This is a genomic window from Streptomyces sp. NBC_01314 (assembly GCF_041435215.1).
GTDB lineage: Bacteria > Actinomycetota > Actinomycetes > Streptomycetales > Streptomycetaceae > Streptomyces.
The window spans coordinates 2,104,173-2,124,647 of record NZ_CP108394.1 but is presented as its reverse complement, the minus strand read 5'-3'; the positions used below and the strand labels follow the sequence as shown (position 1 = coordinate 2,124,647).

Annotated in this window: 17 protein-coding genes and 1 riboswitch; of the genes, 14 read left to right on the top strand and 3 right to left on the bottom strand. The window is 70.0% G+C overall.

Features of this window, described 5'->3' with window-relative positions; translation table 11 throughout:
* The first annotated feature begins 40 nt into the window (after positions 1 to 40).
* The 8 genes from shc (at position 41) to OG622_RS09405 (ending at position 9,117) form a co-directional block, all read left to right on the top strand.
* Positions 41 to 2,053, top strand: coding sequence for a squalene--hopene cyclase (gene shc / locus OG622_RS09440; RefSeq protein WP_371574791.1), 2,013 nt, complete (start codon positions 41 to 43; stop codon positions 2,051 to 2,053).
* Positions 2,053 to 2,697 carry a 1-hydroxy-2-methyl-2-butenyl 4-diphosphate reductase gene (locus OG622_RS09435; RefSeq protein ID WP_371574789.1) on the top strand — a complete coding sequence of 215 codons (645 nt, stop codon included), beginning with the start codon at positions 2,053 to 2,055 and terminating at the stop codon, positions 2,695 to 2,697. Before shc ends, OG622_RS09435 begins: the two co-directional genes overlap by 1 nt.
* 5 nt (positions 2,698 to 2,702) lie before the next feature.
* Positions 2,703 to 3,725, top strand: a complete 1,023-nt coding sequence (gene hpnH / locus OG622_RS09430; RefSeq protein WP_371574788.1) for an adenosyl-hopene transferase HpnH — start codon at positions 2,703 to 2,705, stop codon at positions 3,723 to 3,725.
* 4 nt (positions 3,726 to 3,729) lie between these two features.
* Positions 3,730 to 4,887: a flavodoxin-dependent (E)-4-hydroxy-3-methylbut-2-enyl-diphosphate synthase gene (gene ispG / locus OG622_RS09425; protein ID WP_371574787.1), complete on the top strand. Its 1,158-nt coding sequence runs from the start codon at positions 3,730 to 3,732 to the stop codon at positions 4,885 to 4,887.
* Between the two features lie 41 nt (positions 4,888 to 4,928).
* Positions 4,929 to 6,863 (top strand): 1-deoxy-D-xylulose-5-phosphate synthase, encoded by a 1,935-nt coding sequence (gene dxs / locus OG622_RS09420; RefSeq protein WP_371574786.1) that lies wholly within the window; start codon positions 4,929 to 4,931, stop codon positions 6,861 to 6,863.
* Entirely contained in the window at positions 6,860 to 8,269 is a 1,410-nt protein-coding gene (locus OG622_RS09415) for an aspartate aminotransferase family protein (protein ID WP_371574784.1), read from the top strand. Before dxs ends, OG622_RS09415 begins: the two co-directional genes overlap by 4 nt.
* Positions 8,270 to 8,365: 96 nt before the next feature.
* A complete protein-coding gene (locus tag OG622_RS09410; protein ID WP_371574782.1) occupies positions 8,366 to 8,998 on the top strand; it encodes a helix-turn-helix domain-containing protein in 633 nt (210 codons plus the stop codon).
* A complete protein-coding gene (locus tag OG622_RS09405) occupies positions 8,995 to 9,117 on the top strand; it encodes a DUF6126 family protein (protein ID WP_326574524.1) in 123 nt (40 codons plus the stop codon). Before OG622_RS09410 ends, OG622_RS09405 begins: the two co-directional genes overlap by 4 nt.
* A 46-nt stretch (positions 9,118 to 9,163) precedes the next feature.
* Here OG622_RS09405 and OG622_RS09400 read toward each other — a convergent pair whose 3' ends face one another.
* Entirely contained in the window at positions 9,164 to 9,961 is a 798-nt protein-coding gene (locus OG622_RS09400) for a tyrosine-protein phosphatase (RefSeq protein WP_371574780.1), read from the bottom strand.
* 257 nt (positions 9,962 to 10,218) lie between these two features.
* Here OG622_RS09400 and OG622_RS09395 point away from each other — a divergent pair, with 257 nt between their 5' ends.
* The 5 genes from OG622_RS09395 to OG622_RS09375 all read left to right on the top strand — a co-directional run bounded on the left by OG622_RS09395 (position 10,219) and on the right by OG622_RS09375 (position 16,549).
* Positions 10,219 to 12,297, top strand: coding sequence for an alpha-galactosidase (locus OG622_RS09395; protein ID WP_371574778.1), 2,079 nt, complete (start codon positions 10,219 to 10,221; stop codon positions 12,295 to 12,297).
* Between the two features lie 302 nt (positions 12,298 to 12,599).
* Positions 12,600 to 12,758, top strand: a riboswitch (cyclic di-AMP (ydaO/yuaA leader).
* 4 nt (positions 12,759 to 12,762) lie between these two features.
* Positions 12,763 to 13,779 (top strand): M23 family metallopeptidase, encoded by a 1,017-nt coding sequence (locus OG622_RS09390; RefSeq protein WP_371574776.1) that lies wholly within the window; start codon positions 12,763 to 12,765, stop codon positions 13,777 to 13,779.
* 231 nt (positions 13,780 to 14,010) lie between these two features.
* Entirely contained in the window at positions 14,011 to 14,844 is an 834-nt protein-coding gene (locus OG622_RS09385) for a hypothetical protein (protein WP_371574774.1), read from the top strand.
* Positions 14,841 to 15,557, top strand: a complete 717-nt coding sequence (locus OG622_RS09380; RefSeq protein WP_371574772.1) for a DUF6250 domain-containing protein — start codon at positions 14,841 to 14,843, stop codon at positions 15,555 to 15,557. The genes OG622_RS09385 and OG622_RS09380 overlap by 4 nt, the downstream gene beginning before the upstream one ends.
* A gap of 206 nt (positions 15,558 to 15,763) precedes the next feature.
* Positions 15,764 to 16,549, top strand: a complete 786-nt coding sequence (locus tag OG622_RS09375; RefSeq protein WP_371574771.1) for an SGNH/GDSL hydrolase family protein — start codon at positions 15,764 to 15,766, stop codon at positions 16,547 to 16,549.
* Between the two features lie 362 nt (positions 16,550 to 16,911).
* Here OG622_RS09375 and OG622_RS09370 read toward each other — a convergent pair whose 3' ends face one another.
* Entirely contained in the window at positions 16,912 to 17,532 is a 621-nt protein-coding gene (locus OG622_RS09370) for a TetR/AcrR family transcriptional regulator (RefSeq protein WP_371574769.1), read from the bottom strand.
* 111 nt (positions 17,533 to 17,643) lie between these two features.
* On the bottom strand, positions 17,644 to 18,825 hold the full coding sequence (locus tag OG622_RS09365) for a Glu/Leu/Phe/Val dehydrogenase dimerization domain-containing protein (RefSeq protein ID WP_371574767.1): 1,182 nt from the start codon (positions 18,823 to 18,825) through the stop codon (positions 17,644 to 17,646).
* Positions 18,826 to 19,015: 190 nt separating this feature from the next.
* Between OG622_RS09365 and OG622_RS09360 the strand changes: the two genes are divergently transcribed.
* Complete coding sequence (locus OG622_RS09360) at positions 19,016 to 20,194, top strand: MBL fold metallo-hydrolase (RefSeq protein WP_371574765.1); 1,179 nt, start codon at positions 19,016 to 19,018, stop codon at positions 20,192 to 20,194.
* Positions 20,195 to 20,475 lie beyond the last annotated feature (281 nt).

Genomic DNA, 20,475 nt, shown 5'->3' with positions numbered 1-20,475 from the left:
CCACCGCAGAGAGATCCGTCCACTGCACGAAGGGGAAGCCATGACAGCGACGACCGACGGAAGCACCGGGGCACTCCCGCCCCGCGCGCCCTCGGCCAGCGACTCCGAACGCGACACCCCGGTGACGGCAGGGGTCCAGGATGCCGCCGCGCACGCCGTACGGCGCGCCACCGACCTCCTGCTGTCCCGGCAGGACGCCCAGGGCTGGTGGAAGGGCGACCTGGAGACCAACGTCACCATGGACGCCGAGGACCTGCTGCTCCGTCAGTTCCTGGGCATCCGCGACGAGAAGACCACGCAGGCCGCCGCGCTCTTCATCAGAGGCGAGCAACGCCCGGACGGAACCTGGGTCACCTTCTACGGCGGCCCGCCCGATCTCTCCGCCACCGTCGAGGCGTACGTCGCGCTACGGCTGGCCGGGGACGACCCGGCCGAGCCGCACATGGCGAAGGCGTCCGCGTGGATCCGGGGGCGGGGCGGCATCGCCGCCGCCCGGGTCTTCACCCGCATCTGGCTGGCGCTGTTCGGCTGGTGGAAATGGGACGACCTGCCCGAGATGCCGCCGGAGATCGTCTACTTCCCCAAGTGGATGCCACTGAACATCTACGACTTCGGCTGCTGGGCCCGACAGACGATCGTGCCGCTGACCGTGGTCTCGGCGAAGCGCCCGGTGCGGCCCGCGCCGTTCCCGCTCGACGAGCTGCACACCGACCCGGAGCGGCCGAACCCTCCCAGGCCCGCTGATCCGCTGGGCAGTTGGGAAGGCGCTTTCCAGCGCCTCGACAAGGTCCTGCACGGCTACCACAAGGTGGCGCTGAAGCGGCTGCGCGGGGCGGCCATGAACAGAGCGGCCCGCTGGATCGTCGAGCGGCAGGAGAACGACGGCTGCTGGGGTGGCATCCAGCCGCCGGCCGTCTACTCGGTCATCGCGCTGCACCTGCTCGGCTACGACCTCCGACACCCCGTGATGCGGGCCGGGTTGGAGTCCCTCGACCGGTTCGCCGTGTGGCGGGAGGACGGGGCCCGCATGATCGAGGCGTGCCAGTCCCCGGTGTGGGACACCTGCCTCGCCGCCATCGCGCTCGCCGACGCGGGCCTGCCCGCCGACCATCCCCAACTCGTCAAGGCCGCCGACTGGATGCTCGGTGAGGAGATCGTCCGCCCCGGCGACTGGTCGGTGAAGCGCCCCCGACTCGCGCCGGGCGGCTGGGCCTTCGAGTTCCACAACGACAACTACCCCGACATCGACGACACCGCCGAGGTCGTCCTCGCGCTGCGCCGGGTCAGGCACCCCGACCCGGAGCGGGTGGAGAAGGCCATCCGGCGCGGGGTGCGCTGGACCGTGGGCATGCAGTCGAGGAACGGGGCATGGGCCGCCTTCGACGCCGACAACACCAGCCCGTTCCCCAACCGGCTGCCGTTCTGCGACTTCGGCGAGGTGATCGACCCGCCGTCCGCCGACGTCACCGCGCATGTGGTGGAGATGCTCGCGGTCGAGGGCCTGTCCCACGATCCGCGCACCCGGCGCGGCATCGAATGGCTGCTCGCCGAACAGGAGCCGAACGGCGCGTGGTTCGGCCGCTGGGGCGTCAACTACGTCTACGGCACAGGGTCGGTGGTCCCCGCCCTCATGACGGCCGGGCTGCCCGCCGCGCACCCCGCGATCCGCAGGGCCGTGGCCTGGCTGGAGACCGTGCAGAACGACGACGGCGGCTGGGGCGAGGACCTGCGCTCCTACCCCGACCCCGCCGAGTGGGGCGGCAAGGGCGCCTCCACCGCCTCCCAGACCGCGTGGGCCCTGCTCGCGCTGCTGGCGGCGGGGGAGCGGGACACCAAGGCCACCGAGCGCGGCGTCGAGTGGCTGGCCCGGACCCAGCGGGAGGACGGGTCCTGGGACGAGCCGTACTTCACCGGGACCGGCTTCCCCTGGGACTTCTCGATCAACTACCACCTCTACCGCCAGGTCTTCCCGCTCACGGCGCTCGGACGGTACGTCAACGGCGAGCCGGCCGTCCTGAAAGCCCCGGCCGCCTCGAAAGCCAAGGGGAGCTGATGAACCCGCCCGCCGCCCCGGCCCCGCTGCTGATCGCCTGTGCGCTCGGCATCGAGCAGCTCGCCCTGCGCAGCGGCGACCGGGGCGGCGCCGGGGGCCCGGTCACCGTACTGCGCACCGGCATGGGGCCGAGGGCCGCCGAGCGGTCGGTCACCCGGCTGCTCGCCGACCCGGGGCTGCGTGACGCGGCCGTGCTGGCCACCGGGTTCTGCGCCGGACTCGCGCCGGGCATGCACCCCGGCGACCTGGTCGTCGCCGAGGAGACCCGAGGGCCCGACGGTGCTGTCACGCCCTGTGTGGGCACCGAACTGCTGGTCAAGGAGCTGACGAGGGCTGTGCCCGGACGCACGGTCCACACCGGCCCGCTCACCGGATCCGACCACGTCGTACGCGGTCGGGAACGGTCCGACCTGTACGCGACCGGCGCGCTCGCGGTCGACATGGAATCGGCGGTGACGCTCCACTGCGCCGTGAGATCGGGCGTACGCCCGGTTGCGGCCGTCCGGGTGGTCGTGGACGCTCCAGAGCATGAACTGGTCCGGATTGGCACGGTACGCGGTGGAATATCAGCCTTCCGCGTCCTTCGTGCCGTCCTTCCCGCTTATTACGAATGGCACCGTTCCTTGCTGCTCCCCAGGAGGTGAGCCAGATGGCCATGCCGCTCCGCCAGTCCATCAAGGTGGCGACGTATCTCGCCGAACAGAAGCTCCGCAAGCGGGACAAGTTCCCGCTGATCGTCGAGCTGGAACCGCTCTACGCCTGCAATCTGAAGTGCGAGGGCTGCGGCAAGATCCAGCACCCGGCGGGCGTGCTCAAGCAGCGCATGCCGGTGGCGCAGGCCGTGGGCGCCGTCCTGGAGTCCGGTGCGCCGATGGTGTCGATCGCCGGCGGCGAACCCCTGATGCACCCGCAGATCGACGAGATCGTGCGGCAGTTGGTGGCCAGGAAGAAGTTCGTCTTCCTGTGCACCAACGCCCTGCTGCTGCGCAAGAAGATGGAGAAGTTCAAGCCCTCGCCGTACTTCGCGTTCGCCGTGCACATCGACGGGCTGCGGGAGCGGCACGACGAGTCGGTGGCGAAGGAGGGGGTGTTCGACGAGGCCGTGGCGGCCATGAAGGAGGCCAAGAAGCGCGGCTTCCGAGTGACCACCAACTCGACCTTCTTCAACACCGACACCCCGCAGACCATCATCGAGGTCCTGAACTACCTCAACGACGACCTCCAGGTCGACGAGATGATGATCTCGCCCGCCTACGCCTACGAGAAGGCGCCCGACCAGGAGCACTTCCTCGGCGTCGAGCAGACCCGTGAACTGTTCAAGAAGGCCTTCTCGGGCGGTAACCGTCGTCGCTGGCGGCTGAACCACTCGCCCCTGTTCCTCGACTTCCTGGAGGGCAAGGTCGACTTCCCGTGCACGGCGTGGGCGATCCCCAACTACTCGCTCTTCGGCTGGCAGAAGCCCTGCTATCTGATGAGCGACGGGTACGTCACGACGTACCGGGAGCTGATCGAGGACACCGACTGGGACGCGTACGGCCGGGGCAAGGACCCGCGTTGCGCCAACTGCATGGCGCACTGCGGCTACGAGCCGACCGCCGTTCTCGCCACCATGGGATCGCTCAAGGAGTCCTTGCGCGCCCTGCGCGACACGGTCTCCGGGAACAACGGGTGAGGCCATGACGACCGTCTCCCTGGGCGTTCCCGAGGTACCGGTCCGGCCGATCGCCGAGCGGCGCGTGTCGCGAGCGATCCAGGTCGGGTCGGTGGCGGTCGGGGGCGGGGCCCCGGTCTCGGTGCAGTCGATGACGACGACCCGTACGTCGGACGTCGGCGCCACCCTGCAGCAGATCGCGGAACTCACCGCGTCCGGCTGCCAGATCGTCCGCGTCGCCTGCCCCACGCAGGACGACGCGGACGCCCTGGCCACCATCGCCCGCAAGTCACAGATCCCGGTGATCGCGGACATCCACTTCCAGCCGAAGTACGTGTTCGCGGCGATCGAGGCCGGCTGTGCGGCGGTGCGGGTGAACCCCGGCAACATCAAGCAGTTCGACGACAAGGTCAAGGAGATCGCGCGAGCGGCGAAGGACCGCGCGACCCCGATCCGGATCGGGGTCAACGCCGGCTCGCTCGACAAACGGCTGTTGCAGAAGTACGGAAGGGCGACGCCCGAGGCGCTGGTGGAGTCCGCGCTGTGGGAGTCCTCGCTGTTCGAGGAGCACGGCTTCCGGGACATCAAGATCTCGGTCAAGCACAACGACCCGGTCGTGATGATCGAGGCTTACCGGCAGCTGGCCGCCCAGTGCGACTACCCGCTGCATCTGGGCGTGACCGAGGCGGGTCCGGCCTTCCAGGGCACGATCAAGTCAGCCGTCGCCTTCGGGGCGCTGCTCAGCGAGGGGATCGGCGACACGATCCGGGTCTCGCTGAGCGCTCCGCCGGTCGAGGAGATCAAGGTCGGCATCCAGATCCTGGAGTCGCTGAACCTGCGGCAGCGGCGGCTGGAGATCGTCTCGTGCCCCTCGTGCGGGCGGGCGCAGGTCGATGTGTACCGGCTGGCGGACGAGGTGACCGCAGGTCTGGAAGGTATGGAGGTGCCGTTGCGGGTGGCCGTCATGGGCTGCGTCGTCAACGGACCCGGGGAGGCGCGGGAGGCGGACCTGGGGGTCGCCTCCGGCAACGGCAAGGGGCAGATCTTCGTGAAGGGCGAGGTCATCAAGACCGTGCCCGAGTCGAAGATCGTGGAGACCCTCATCGACGAGGCGATGAAGATCGCCGAGCAGATGGAGCGGGACGGCGTCGCGTCGGGGGAACCGGCGGTCACCGTGAGCTGACAACACGGGCTGAGAGAGCACGGATCGAGAGGGGGCCCGACGTGACGATTCTGGAGAGCATCCGGCAACCGCGCGACCTGAAGGCGCTGACCGAGGCGGAACTCGGTGAACTGGCCGAAGAAATCCGGGAGTTCCTGGTGCACGCGGTCGCCAGGACCGGCGGTCACCTGGGGCCCAATCTGGGGGTGGTGGAACTCTCCATCGCGCTCCACCGGGTCTTCGAGTCACCGGTCGACCGCATCGTCTGGGACACCGGTCACCAGAGCTATGTGCACAAGCTGCTGACCGGGCGTCAGGACTTCTCCAAACTGCGTGGCAAGGGCGGCCTGTCCGGCTACCCCTCGCGTGAGGAGTCCGAGCACGACATCGTCGAGAACAGCCACGCCTCCACCGCCCTCGGCTGGGCGGACGGCCTCGCCAAGGCCCGCCAGGTGCGAGGGGAGGAGGGCCATGTGGTCGCGGTCATCGGCGACGGCGCGCTGACCGGCGGCATGGCCTGGGAAGCACTCAACAACATCGCGGCCGCCAAGGACCGGCCGCTGATCATCGTCGTCAACGACAACGAGCGCTCGTACTCCCCGACCATCGGCGGCCTCGCCAACCACCTCGCGACCCTGCGCACCACCGACGGCTACGAACAGTTCCTCGCCTGGGGCAAGGAGGTCCTGCTGCGCACCCCGGTCGTCGGCAAGGAGGTCTACGAGGCGCTGCACGGCGCCAAGAAGGGCTTCAAGGACGCGTTCGCGCCGCAGGGCATGTTCGAGGACCTGGGCCTGAAGTACGTCGGTCCGATCGACGGGCACGACACCAAGGCGGTCGAGTCGGCACTGCGCCGCGCCAAGCGCTTCCACGGGCCGGTCCTGGTGCACTGCCTGACGCAGAAGGGCCGCGGGTACGAGCCCGCCCTCGCCAACGAGGAGGACCACTTCCACACGGTCGGCGTGATGGATCCACTGACGTGCGAACCGCTCACCCCCGCCGGCGGACCGTCCTGGACCTCGGTCTTCGGCGACGAGATCGTACGGATCGGGGACGAGCGCGAGGACGTCGTGGCGATCACGGCGGCCATGCTGCACCCGGTCGGGCTCGGCAGGTTCGCGGAGAAGTTCCCCGACCGGGTGTGGGATGTCGGGATCGCCGAGCAGCACGCGGCGGTGTCGGCGGCCGGCCTCGCCACCGGTGGCCTCCACCCGGTCGTGGCGGTCTACGCGACCTTCCTCAACCGGGCCTTCGACCAGTTGCTGATGGACGTGGCGCTGCACCGGTGCGGGGTCACCTTCGTCCTGGACCGGGCCGGCGTGACGGGTGTCGACGGCGCGTCGCACAACGGTATGTGGGACATGTCCATCCTCCAGGTCGTACCCGGGCTGCGGATCGCCGCGCCGCGCGACGCGGAGCAGTTGCGGACACAGCTGCGGGAGGCGGTCACCGTGGACGACGCCCCCACGCTGATCCGGTTTCCGAAGGAGTCGGTGGGCCCGGAGATCCCGTCCCTGGAGCGGGTGGGCGGCATGGACGTCCTGCACCGCTCCCCGTCCTCGGACCGTCCGGCCGTGCTGCTGGTCGCCGTCGGCGTCATGGCGTCGGTGTGCCTGCAGGCCGCCGAGCTGCTGGAGGCGCGGGGTATCGGCTGCACCGTCGTCGACCCGCGCTGGGTGAAGCCGGTCGATCCGGCGCTGCCGTGGCTCGCCGACGAACACCGGCTGGTGGCCGTGGTGGAGGACAACAGCCGGGCGGCCGGCGTCGGTTCGGCGGTCGCACTGGCGTTGGGGGACGCCGAGGTCGATGTGCCCGTACGACGGTTCGGGATTCCGGAGCAGTTCCTTCCGCACGCCAAGCGCGGGGAGGTGCTGGCGGACATAGGTCTGACGCCGGTCGAGATCGCCGGACGGATCAGCGCCTCGTCGGCCGTCAGGGACGAGTGGGCGAAGGGGGACCTGTCCGAGGCCGAGCTTTCCGAGGAGAAACCGAAATGACCACCGTGGACTCCGCCGCCGATGCCGAGGAGTTCGACCTCGGCAGGCTCCTGGCCGAGCGCGGCGCCGAGCGCTACGAGCTCCACGCCCGGCACCTCAACCACCAACTCCCGCGCATGCTGCACACCATCGGCTTCGACAAGGTCTACGAGCGGGCGGAGGGCGCGTACTTCTGGGACGCGGACGGCAACGACTACCTGGACATGCTCGCCGGGTTCGGGGTGATGGGGCTCGGCCGTCACCACCCCGTGGTCCGCAAGGCGCTGCACGACGTGCTCGACGCGAACCTCGCCGACCTGACCCGCTTCGACTGCCAGCCCCTGCCCGGACTGCTCGCCGAGAAGCTGCTCGCCCACAGTCCGCACCTGGACCGGGTGTTCTTCGGCAACAGCGGCACGGAGGCCGTCGAGACGGCGCTGAAGTTCGCCCGGTACGCCACCGGCAGACCGCGCGTCCTCTACTGCGACCACGCCTTCCACGGGCTGACCACCGGCTCCCTCTCCGTGAACGGCGAGGACGGCTTCCGCGACGGCTTCGCGCCGCTGCTGCCCGACACGGCCGTACCGCTCGGTGATCTCGACGCGCTGGCACGGGAGTTGAAGAAGGGCGATGTCGCCGCCCTCGTCGTCGAGCCCATCCAGGGCAAGGGCGTGCACGAGGCGCCGCCCGGATATCTGCGCGCCGCGCAGGAGTTGCTGCACCGGCACAAGGCGCTGCTGATCGTCGACGAGGTGCAGACCGGGCTAGGGCGGACCGGGGACTTCTACGCCTACCAGCACGAGGACGGGGTCGAGCCGGACCTGGTGTGTGTGGCGAAGGCGCTCTCCGGCGGTTATGTCCCCGTCGGCGCGACCCTCGGCAAGGAGTGGATCTTCAAGAAGGTCTACTCGTCCATGGACCGCGTCCTCGTCCACTCGGCGAGCTTCGGCTCCAACGCCCAGGCCATGGCCGCCGGGCTCGCCGTCCTGTCGGTCATGGAGAACGAGGAGATCGTGGCGGGCGCCCGGGCCACGGGTGAGCTGCTGAGAGCCCGGCTCGCGGCCCTGGTCGACAAGTACGAGCTGCTCAGCGACGTACGCGGCCGGGGGCTGATGATCGGCATCGAGTTCGGCCGGCCCAAGTCGCTGAAGCTGCGCAGTCGTTGGGCGATGCTCCAGGCGGCCCGCAAGGGACTGTTCGCGCAGATGGTCGTCGTACCGCTGCTGCGACGGCACCGCATCCTCACCCAGGTCTCCGGCGACCATCTGGAGGTGATCAAGCTGATCCCGCCGCTGGTCATCGGGGAACGGGAGGTGGACCGGTTCGTCGAGGCGTTCACCGAGGTGATGGACGACGCGCATGGCGGGGGCGGACTGATGTGGGACTTCGGCACGACACTGGTGAAGCAGGCGGTGGCCCACCGATAGAGGGGCCCGTTGGGAGCGACTTCGCGGGCACCACGCGGCTTTGCCTCAGAGGCAAGAAATTTGCCGCAGAGGCAAGGCTCGGGCTGAATGGAGGGCATGAGCCCCTCCGAGGGTACGGACCCTCCCGAGCCTCCGCCGGGCGGGAAACTGCCCGCTGTCGCCCCGCAGTTGCGGGCCCTGCGCCGCAGGGCCGCCCTCACCCTGGAGGCCGCGGCCCGTGCCGCCGGGCTGTCGCCCGCACACCTCTCCCGGCTGGAGACCGGGCAGCGTCAGCCCTCGCTGCCGATGCTGCTCGCGCTGGCCCGTATCTACGGTACGACCGTCTCCGAACTGCTCGGTGAGACCGTGGCCGAGCGGGACGCCGTGCTGCGCGCGCCCGACATGGAGCCCACCCGGGCCGGCGGCTGGACGTACTGGCAGGCGGGCGCGTCCGGGCGCGGGATGCAGGCGCTGCGCGTCCATGTGCCGTACGGCTCGCAGGGCGACATCGTGCGGGTGCATCCCGGTGAGGAGTGGCTCTACGTCCTCAAGGGGCGGCTGCGGCTGCGCCTCGGGGACACCGCGCATCAGCTGGCGCCGGGGGACAGTGCGCACTTCGACTCCCTGACCCCGCACCGCATCGCCGCCGCCGACCACGACGGCGCCGACCTCCTGTTCGTCCACACCCTTCTGCAGAGCCCGACCGCCGCGCTGTGCCTCGGGCCGATCCCACCCGGAGAGACCCCATGACCGACCTGGAAGAGAAGTTCCCCCGTGCCCTGTGGGTGCGGCTCATCATCTACATCGCGGTCGGCCATGTCTTCGCGGCCTTCGTCTACCTGCTGTTCGAGGTGGGCGCCAAGCAGTAGCCGTGTCCGGTGGCTCGGTCTTCTGCTGGTCGGGGGCAGTCATGTTCTAGTCGAGCAGACGTTCGCTCAACCGGCCCCGGATCTCCGGAGTCACTTTCAGGCCCTTCTCCAGATAGGTGTCCACATCGCCCCAGGTCTCGTCGATCGTTTCGAAGGCCGCCTGGAGGTACTCGGCGCGGGCGTCGAAGAGCGGGCTCAGCAGCTCCATGATCTCCGGGGACCAGGCGCTCGCGGAGGTGCTGCTGCGGTGCACCCTGTAACGGCGGTGCTTGGCGTTCGACTCCAGATAGTCGGTGACGATGGCCTCGCGCTCGACGCCCAAAGCTAGGAGCGTGATGGCTATGGAGAGGCCCGCGCGGTCCTTGCCCGCCGCGCAGTGCATCAGCGCGGGCACGCTGTCCTCGGCCAGCGCGTGCAGCACACGGGAGTGTTCGGCCGTGCGGTGTTTGATGATCGTCCGGTAGGAGGCGATCATCCGGCCGGCGCCCTTGCCGTCGTCCAGCAGAGCGCGCAGTTGGTCCAGGTCGCCGTCGCGGACCATCTTCCAGAACTCGGCGCCGTCCGCCGGGTCGCTCAGCGGCAGGTTCACATTGAGCACGCCGGGCAACTCGACGTCCGGGCCCTCCAGCTTCTGGTCGGCCGCGTTACGGAAGTCGAAGACCGTGTGCAGATCCAGGGAGGCCAGGAACGCGGTGTCCTCGTCGGTCGCGTGCGCGAGATGGCCACTGCGGAACAGCACCCCATGACGCACCCGACGGCCGTCCACGGTCGGCAGACCGCCCACATCGCGGAAATTGCGCACTCCGGTCAGCTCGGGCTCGGTCGACGGGATCTGCTGCGTCACTGGGGCTCCCCTCCCATCCGCCGTCGGCGCCGAGCGTCGACGGGCACGCACTCGACACCGAGGCGCGCACTCGACGATACGACATGGGTGCGTACGCCAATGAGTTGTCCACAGGGGGCGCGGTGGGGCCGGGAGCGCTTGTCCACAGGCGGTTCGGCCGACGCGTCGGCAGTTGTCCACAGGCGCCGCCGAACGCCTGCGGCGACCTGCGATGATGTTGAAGCCCGATTACGCCTGTTCGAATCTGTGGGGTCTTGATGTTGGAAATCGGCGCAGACGGCCGGACCTGGCTTCTCACCGGGCCCAGAAGCGGCTATGCCCTGCGGCTCACGGAGAACGACGAGCTGCTGCATCTGCACTGGGGTCCCCGGATCGCGCTCGCCGACGCCGAGGAGCTGGCCGCCCGGCAGCAGTTGCCGTACTGGCCGTTCGAGGCCCCGGTCGACGGACACGAGGAGTACCCCGTCGAGGGCGGTCCCCGGTTCGCCCGTCCCGCCCTCTCCGTACGCACGGACGAGCGGCGCGGCACCGAGTGGACCTTCCGCGAGTACGAGGCCGACGGCGACGAGCTGCGGCTGCGGTTCGCCGACGACGGACTCGGGATCACGCTGCACTACCGGATGCGCGACGACGTGATCGAGCGCTGGGTGACCCTCGCCAACGACGGGCCCGAGGTGGAACTGCTGCGGGCCGACTCGGCGACCTGGACGCTGCCACCGCGCGCCGAGGAGGCCGCCTGGCGGCTGTCCCAGCTGCACGGGCGATGGGCGGCCGAGTCCCGGCTCGTGCGCGGGGACCTCACCTACGGCGAGAAGGTCATCGGCAGCCGGCGCGGACACACCGGGCACCAGCACCTGCCCTGGGTCGCCCTGGACACCGACGCCACCGAGGAGCGCGGCGAGGTCTACGGCTGCGCCCTCGGCTGGTCGGGGTCCTGGCGGATCGCGGTCGCCCAACTCCCGGACGCGCGCGTACAGATCACCGGCGGCGCCGGATACGACGAGTCCGGTCTGCTGCGGCTGGACACGGGGGAGACGTTCACCACGCCCGTCTTCGCCGGCCTGTGGAGCGACGGCGGCCACGGCGGGGCCAGCCGCGCCTGGCACGCGTACCAGCGGACGTACGTCATCCCGGACGCGGACCAGGACCGGCCGGTGCTCTTCAACTCCTGGGAGGCCACCGAGTTCGACATCTCCGAGGAACAGCAGGGGACGCTCGCCCGGCGGGCGGCTGCCATCGGGGTCGAGCTGTTCGTCGTGGACGACGGCTGGTTCGGGGCGCGTACGAGCGACCGGGCCGGCCTCGGCGACTGGACACCCAATCCGGACCGCTTCCCGAAGGGGCTGAAGCCGCTCGCCGACTATGTGCGCACCCTCGGTATGCAGTTCGGCATCTGGGTCGAGCCCGAGATGATCAACCCGGACAGTGAGCTGTACCGGGCGCATCCCGAATGGGCACAGTTCCAACCAGGACGAAAGCGGACGGAGCTGCGTAATCAGCTCGTACTCAACCTCGCGCGCGAGGACGTCCAGGAATACCTCTGGGAACGGCTGGACACACTCCTGTCCAGCGCGCCGATCGACTATGTGAAGTGGGACTTCAATCGCTGCTTCACGGACGCCGGCTGGCCCGGGGAGCCGTACCCGCAGAAGCTGTGGGTGGAGCACGTGCGCGCCTTCTACGCCCTGCTGGACCGGCTGCGTGCCGCGCACCCGGGGGTGGCGTTCGAGTCGTGCTCGGGCGGCGGCGGCCGGATCGACCTCGGGGTGATGGCCCGGACGGATCAGGTGTGGACGTCCGACAACACCGATCCGCTCGACCGGCTCGCCATCCAGCACGGCTTCAGCCAGATCCACCCGGCCCGGACCATGGCCGCGTGGGTCACCGACAGCCCGAACAACCAGCTCAACGGCCGGGTCAGCACGTTGCGGTTCCGCTTCGTCAGCGCCATGGCGGGTGTGCTCGGCGTCGGCGGCGACCTCACCGAGTGGACGGAGGAGGAGCTGGCCGAGGCGGGGAGCTGGGTCGAGCTGTACAAGGAGATCCGGCCGGTCGTGCAGCGAGGGGACCTCTACCGGCTGCGGCCGCCGACAGGCGGACTGAGTGCCGTGCAGTACGTCCACGGCGACGAGATCGTCGTCCTCGCCTGGCTCCAGGCCCAGCACTACGGCGAGGCGCCGGCCCCGCTCCGGCTGCGCGGACTCGACCCGACAGAAACGTACGAGTGCCGCGAAACGGGCGAATCGCATCGAGGTGCCGTGCTGTTGCATCACGGATTGCGGACGGGGCTGCGCGGTGACTTCGATGCGACGGTTATCCGCCTGCGTCGCACTTGAGTGATCTGTCCGAAATACAGCCGTAATTCCAACAAGCCCTGAAATGAGCTCTACTGGCGCGTAGGTGCGTGAGCAGCGTCATATTCGTGACGTTCCGCTGTCGCCATGTGCACGTAATTCGTATGTGCTTGCAGGGCCGTTGGTGAATGCTCAAGACCGGCCTTTTACGGAGTGTAATCGTGAATTGATGTAAGGATCAGGTAGGAAGACGCACAGGAAGTCCCAATAGTTGTCTCTGTGGGCACAAGTCGCTTACGTTCGGCGTCAATCCGGACGGACGCCCAATCCTGCCGCCGACCGGAGCCGCAAACCGACCTGATCCACGGCAGGAGCGGGGGACCCACAGGTATTACCGCCTGTTCCGGTCTCCGGAACGGCTAGGGGTAAAGCCGTGCGCAAGCACGGCCGGACATCTCCAGTCCGCACCCGACAGCTCACCTCGCAGGCGCCGGAGAGGAATGCACCATGCCCGCGAAGGGTAAGCACCGCCGTCCGAAGTCCCAACGTCTCACCCGCTCGATCGCCGCCGCCGGGACCGGTGGCGCGGCGCTCGCGCTGCCGCTGATCGGAGCTGCCGGCGCCCACGCCGCGACCCCGACGGCCGCCGTTTCCGGTGCGTCCGAGAAGACGGCCACGATCGCCACCGAGAAGGCCGTGGCCGAGGCCGGCGCACGGTTCGAGCAGGCAGAGAAGGCCGCGCAGGCGGAGAAGAGCGCCACCAAGAAGGCGGCGACGAAGACCTATTCGGTGAAGGTCGGCGACTACCTCGCGAAGATCGCGGACGAGCAGGACGTCGAGGGGGGCTGGAAGCAGCTCTACTCGGACAACCGCGAGGCGGTCGGCTCCGACCCCTCGCTCATCCACCCGGGCCTCAGGCTCAGCATCGGTGGCCAGGCCGCGTCGGGCGGTACGTCGCAGTCGTCGACGAAGCCCCAGCTGTCGCAGTCCTCGAAGTCGTCGAAGTCCGCCGAGTCGTCCGAGTCGTCGAAGCCCTCAGGCTCGTCGACGCAGGAGTCGAAGGACACGCAGGCGTCGACCTCCACGTCGAACGGCCAGTCCTCGTCGTCCAGCAGCTCCGGCTTCAGCCTGCCCCTCCAGGGCGCCACCATCGGCACCGCGTACAAGACCGCGGGCAGCATGTGGTCCAGCGGCTACCACACGGGCGTCGACTTCGTCGCCCCGACCGGGACCACCCTCAAGGCCGTGGGCGCGGGCACCGTCGTCTCCGCCGGCTGGGGCGGCGCGTACGGCAACCAGGTCGTCATCAAGCTCGCCGACGGCTACTACGCCCAGTACGCCCACCTGTCCTCGATCTCCGTCTCCGCGGGGCAGTCCGTGAGCGGCGGCCAGCAGATCGGCCTCTCGGGCGCGACCGGCAACGTCACCGGGCCGCACCTCCACTTCGAGATCCGCACCACCCCCGACTACGGCTCGGACATCGACCCGCTGGCCTACCTCCGCTCGAAGGGCGTCAGCGTCTGAGGCTCCGCCGCCCGACCGCGCCGAAGGCCGGCCCCCGTGACCAGGGGGCCGGCCTTCGGCGTTCCTGGAGGGCCGGCCCTCCTCCGCGTCGGCTGCTCTCGTTCCGGCCCGCGGCGATGCGCGATCACCGTATTGCGGTCTTGTGGCATGGCTGATCGAAGACTCGACAGGGGTGCGCGTGTGCGGACACAGTGATCTCTGTAAGCGCTTTCTGTGTCTTCGGAGGTCTCCGTGTCCGGCGTCGACCGACGCACTGCCGTCGAAAGCCGCGTCCTCGTGAGCGGCGCGTTGGCCGTGGGGCTTCCAGCCGGGGCCTTTCCGCCCGCGCTCGCCTCCAATGAGCCGGGCCTGGTGCGTCCCGATGGCCGACGGCTCGTCCACGAGGGGCACGGGAGCCGCACCGTCGAGGCCGCCGTCACCGTCAACTCCGGCTCCCGGCCGCGCTTCCGCTTCACCGGTGGCAGCGTCCGCGCCCCGTTCGACGTCACGTCCGTCACCTCGCCCGCGCAGATCCACGTGTCGGTGGACGGCGGCCCGAAACGGCTGTACGCCGTCGACCGGAGCGGCCTCGACCGGAGCGGCCTCGCGCCCGGCGCGCGCGTCTGCAACGTCCAGGACGGCAAGGTCGCCACGACCACCCCTGGCGTCGACTTCTCCATCCGGTGGGACGGCGACAGGGGTTCGGAACTCCTGGACCACACCCACGTCTCCGAGTGGGACCCGGCGACGGAGTCCGGCACGAAGACCTGCGACCCGGCCGGTGTCGACTCCGCGGCCCGCGACGCGACCCCGTTCTACGACGGCGACATCGTCGGCGACCGGCGCGAGGAGACCCTCGCCGAGACCGCCGACCACACAGCCATGCGGCTCTGCACCACCACCGAACCGACGAGGACCCGCGACCACCCGCTCGCCCACAACGCCGCGTACCGGCTGGGCCGGACCGTCCGCGGCCACCTCCAGTCGACGTACACGGACCACCGCCTCGGCTCCGAGACCCGCCGGATACCGCGGCCCGCCATCGCCCGCACTTCCCGTACGGCACCAACACAAGGAGCGTCATGACCACCCGTAGAGCTTTCGGAGCCATCGCCGCCGGTGCCGCCCTCGTGGCGTTCGGTCCGGCGGGGGCGGTGTCCGCGAACGCGCGTCGGCGTCGCGGTCGGCTGATCGCCGCCGACGACTTCCGGCACGGTCTCGGGCAGTGGGCCGTGGAACTGGAGAGGGGCGGCGCGGTCACGGCCTCGCGCGGTGTGCTGGACGTCGACGTGCCGGCCGGGGCCACGGTCTGGTTCAGGCGGAAGCTGGAAGGGCCGTACGTCGCCGAGTACACGGCCACGCCGGTTTCCGCGGGCGGGGTCAACGACCGGGTTTCCGACCTCAACAACTTCTGGAACGCCGTCGATGCGCGGTCGCCCGGTGATCTTTTCGCCACTCCGCGTGGGGGAGCGCTCGCCGAGTACGACCATCTGAAGACGTACTACGCCGGGTTCGGCGCCAACACGAATACGACGACGCGGCTGCGTCGGTATGTCGGCGAGGCGGGTGTGCGGCCGTTGATCTACGACTACACCGAGCCGCTGCTCGTCGCGAACGAGCCGAACCATGTCCGGATCGTCTCCGACGGTTCGAAGGTCCAGTGGTGGAACAACGGGCGACTCGTGTTCGACTACGTCGATCCCGCGCCGTACACAGGTGGGCATTTCGCCTTCCGCACCACCTGGAGTCACTTCCGGATCGAGGACTTCCGGGTGTGGAGGTCGGGCGGCCGGCACTGAGTGGTCGGACGGATCGTGACGGTGGGACGGACCGTGAGGGTCGGGGTGGTGGGAGCCGCCATCCCGGCCTGGCGTATTCCGGGTTGACCAACACTTGACCCGTGGCCTATCTCACCGACCGTCAAGCATTTAATACGGTCGCGTAGGTCACATCCGACGGTGAATCATGGGGCGATGTGGCAGACGATTCGAATGACAGCAGATCGATGATCGGGTCGTACGTGGCGGTGGGGGACAGCTTCACCGAGGGCGTCGGCGATCCCGGACCCGACGGGCGGTTCGTCGGCTGGGCCGACCGGTTCGCGGTGCTCCTCGCGGACCGGGTGCCCGAGGGCGACTTCGACTACACCAACCTGGCGGTGCGGGGGAAACTGCTCGATCAGATCGTGGTGGATCAGGTGCCGCGGGCTCTGGAGCTCGCGCCGGATCTCATTTCCTTCAGCGCGGGCGGCAACGACATCATCCGGCCGGGCACCGATCCCGACGAGGTCGCCGAGCGGTTCGAGCGGGCGGTGTCCAGGCTCACTTCGGCTGTCGGCACGGTCATGGTGACGACCGGCTTCGACACCCGTGACGTACCGGTGCTGAAGCATCTGCGGGGCAAGATCGCCACGTACAACCTGCATGTGCGGGCCATCGCCGACCGGTACGGGTGTCCCGTGCTGGACCTGTGGTCCCTGAAGACGGTGCAGGACCGGCGGGCCTGGGACCTCGACCGGCTGCATCTGTCACCGGAGGGGCACACGCGGGTCGCTCTGCGGGCCGGAAAGGCGCTGGGCGTCGACATTCCGGCCGATCCCGATCAGCCGTGGCCTCCGCTGCCGCCGCGCGGCACGCTCGAGATTCGGCGCGACAACATCCACTGGGCACGGGAGTATCTGGTGCCGTGGATCGGGCGGCGGCTGCGGGGGGAGTCGTCCGGGGATCATGTGTCGGCGAAGGGGCAGTTGTCGCCGGACGACATCAGGACGCGGATCGGGGCGGTGGCCTGAGCGGATTGCCTCCTGCGGTTGGCCGGTTCGCGTGCGTGGCCCCGGTTTGGGGCCGTCGGCCCCGGTGCGGGTGGGTACCTTTTCGCTGTGGGGGCGTGTGCTGTGGGGCGGGTCCGCGTGGGGTGCGGTTGTTCGCGGGGTTCCCCGCGCCCCTGTTGGGGCGCTTGTGGCCCGGTGGGTGGGGGAGTCGGGGCCGTGACGGTGCGTAGAGCCCGTCGTCCGGCGCCCTACTGCCCGTGGGCGGGGAGCCGTTCTCCGGGCCGCTGTATGTGTGGGGGTGCTCCGCACCGGCACGGCCCCTTCCGTCGTCGGGTGGCTTCGCGCCGTCGAGGCAGGGGATCGCGCGGCGTGGCGGTGGTCTGTCAGCGGGTCGTCGCTGTCAGGGTTTCGCGGGTCAGGCCCAGTTCGTGGGCCAGGGCCTCGTCGGCCCAGGTCCGGGCTCGGGCGCGGGAGACGGCTCCGTCGTAGGTCGTCAGCTGGACGGCCAGGCCGTCCAGGAGGGCGGTGAGGCGCAGGGCCGTCGCCGCGGGGTCCGGGCACTCGAACTCGTCGGCCGCCACGCCGGCTTCGATGACCTCGGTGAGGGCGGCCTTCCACTGTCTGTCCAGGTCGCGGGTGACCTCACGGAGGGCGGGTTCGCGGAGGGCGGCCGCCCAGCCCTCGATCCACAGGCGCCAGCCCTTGGCCTGGCCTGTCGGGGCGTACCAGCGGACGGCCGCGCGGAGTCGGCGCAGTGCTGTGGTGCGGCGGCCCAGCAGTTTGCGGAGGTGGGCGAGGTCGTCCTCGGCGGCGTACCGGAAGGCCTCGGCCACCAGTCTTTCCTTGGTCGAGAAGTGGTAGAGCACCAAGGCGTTGCTCACCCCGAGGACGGCGGCCACGTCGGCGATCCGTACCGCCGCGACGCCCCGCTCCCCGATCTGCTCGATGGCGGCCCGGAGCAGTTCCGCCCGCCGCTCGGCCACACTCAACCGCACCCTGCCCACGCGGCAACCCTACCCAGGGCCGGGACGGCCGCCGCAGCGTTCGAGCCACCTCGGGTCGGGCCGGTGACCGCCGGGTGTGTGTGATCGAGGGTGCCGGTCGTTCGCTGCCGGTCAGCGGTGTCGGCCGAATCGGTCCGTGATCGCCGGGACCCGGTCGGCGGCGATGGCGTGGGCGGCGGCGCGGGGGGTCGTGCCGTCGGTCTCGGCTCGGGTGAGTGTCAGGTCGACGAGGGCGCGCATGGAGCGGCGGACATGGGTGAACGCCTCGTCGGCGGTGGGGCCGATGTCGCCGAACAGGGTCCACCACCACCAGGCGTTCGTCCCGGAGTTGACCACGACGTCGGGCAGGACGGTGACCCCGCGGGCGGCGAGCGGTTCCTCGGCCGCCGGGAGGACGGGCATGTTGGCCGCCTCGACGATCAGCCGGGCGGTGATGTGGTGCTGGTTGGTGGTGTCGATCGCGTAGGAGACGGCCGCGGGGACCAGGACGTCCGCTTCGGTGGCGAGCCAGGCGTCGGCCGGAGCCTCGTGGTCGGTGGCGCGGAGTGCTGAGCGGTCGACCGTGCCGTGCGGGTCGCGGGCGGCGAGCAGGGCCTCGACGTCCAGGCCCGCCGGGTTCGTGATGGTGCCCTTGATGTCGGCCACGGCCACGATCGTGAGGCCGGCGCGGGCGAGGAAGCGGGCGGTGGCCCCGCCCATGGTGCCCAGGCCCTGCACGGCGACCCGCGTCCCGGCGTGCGGCGCGCCTGCCCGGTCCAGGGCGGTGAGCACGGACTCGGCGACGCCGCAGCCGCCGACCAGCTCGTCGAGGCCGATGCCGTCCACCTGGACCGCGAAGGCGTCCGCGAGGCGTCGCCGGGCCGTCTCCTCGTCGTCGAGGAGCGGGTACACCGCCTGGATCGTCGACACGAGGCCCGCCTCCGCGGCCGCTCGGTCCATCAGGTCCTGGGTGAGACCGAGGTCCTCGCCGGTGGTCCAGAAGTTCTCGATGTACGGGCGCAGCGCACGCAGGTAGCGGACGAGGACGCCGTACGCCTCCGGGTCGCGGGGGTCGCAGTCGATGCCGCCCTTGGCGCCGCCGAGCGGGACGTAACGGCTCTCGGGGGCGTAGTGCAGCGCCTCCTTCATGGTCATGCCGCGGGCGAGTCCGGCGACCTCGTCGAGCGTGCAGCCCGGCCGCATCCGCAGCCCGCCGCTGGAGACCCCGCGCACCAGCCGGTCCACGACGAGGAAGCCCCGCCGACCGGTGACATGGTCGGTCCAGGTGAGGGACACGAAGGGGGGCGTGGTCATGGGGCTCCTCGGGTGGCCTGGGGGGCGGGAAGGGGGTGCGATCGCGGGTGTGGGTGGGTGAGGGCGGCGGGAACAAAGGGAGCCACCGGACAGTTGGCCAGTGTTACATCGTGCGGCTACGGGTTGGACCCGGCGCTGTCACAGGGGCTGCCCACAATGGAATGCCTGAGCGATTCCACCAGGAGGTGCCGTGTCCGGTTCCGGATCCCGTTCTCTCAGCTCGGTGCTGCGCGCAGCGCAGCCCGCCGCCTTCGGCGCGGACCCGAGTGGTGCCCGGCTGGAGCGGATCCGTAGATCCCCGCACTTCGCGAACGGGGTCTTCGTGAACCCCGAGGGTGCCAATATCCGTCCCTCCGGCGGTGCCGCCATGGAGATGGCGAAGAGCTACTTCCGCAAGGACGAGAGGGTGCGGCGCGCTCCGGAGGGTCTGATCCCCGTGCACTCCACGACCCTCGCCGACCTGGTGAGACCCCCGGCGAGCGGACTGCGGATCACATGGATGGGCCATTCCAGTGTGCTCGCCGAGATCGACGGGCACCGGGTGCTCTTCGACCCCGTCTGGGGCGAGCGCTGTTCCCCGTTCCCCTTCGCCGGGCCCAAGCGGCTGCACCCCGTGCCGGTCCCGCTGGCCGCGCTCGGCCCGGTCGACGTCGTCGTCATCTCGCACGACCACTACGACCACCTGGACATGCCCTCGATCAAGGAGCTGGCCGGTACGGACACGGTCTTCGCCGTGCCGCTCGGCGTCGGCGCGCATCTGGAGCACTGGGGCGTCTCCGCGGACCGCATCCGTGAGCTGGACTGGCAGGAGTCGACGAAGGTCGGCGGCCTCACCCTGACCGCCACCCCCGCCCGGCACTTCTGCGGCCGGGGTCTGCGCAACACCCAGCACACGCTGTGGGCCTCCTGGGCCGTCGCCGGTGACGAGCACCGGATCTACCACAGCGGTGACACCGGCTACTTCGGGGGTTTCAGGGACATCGGCGCCGAGCACGGCCCGTTCGACATCACCATGATCCAGGTCGGCGCCTATTCGGAGTTCTGGCCCGACATCCACATGACTCCCGACGAGGGACTGCAGGCCCACCTCGACCTGCAGGGCGGCGAGCCCAGCGGCGTGATGATGCCGATCCACTGGGCGACGTTCAACCTGGCGATGCACGCCTGGGCCGAGCCGGGCGAGCGCATGATGTGGGCCACGCACGGGGCGGGGGTCACGATGGCCGCGCCGCGGCCGGGGGAGCCGTTCGAGCCGCAGAGCACACCGCCGGTGAACCCGTGGTGGCGCGCCGTGTCCCAGCAGCCGGTCGGCGGCTGGTCCGCCTGGCCACTCGTGGGGGAGCGGCTGGACCTGGTGGCGGAGAGCTGAGAATCCGATCGGGAATTCTCCCGACAGGGTGATTTTTGGATTGACGTCGAGGGCCGGGGAGCACATTGCTCCCCGGCCCTCGACGTTTGTTCTCGACCTTTTCCGACCAGCTCTGATCGAAACTGGGGCGCAAAAAGAATTCGACAGGAACAAGCGCCCGAAGATTTATCGGACTGTCGCACGAAGCCTCATACCAGAGCGGGACGCAATGCGGAGGTCTTTGTCAACTGCGCACCGCACATGACGCGTTGGCGACTACTGTGAGTTGCCGTCGGGCGACG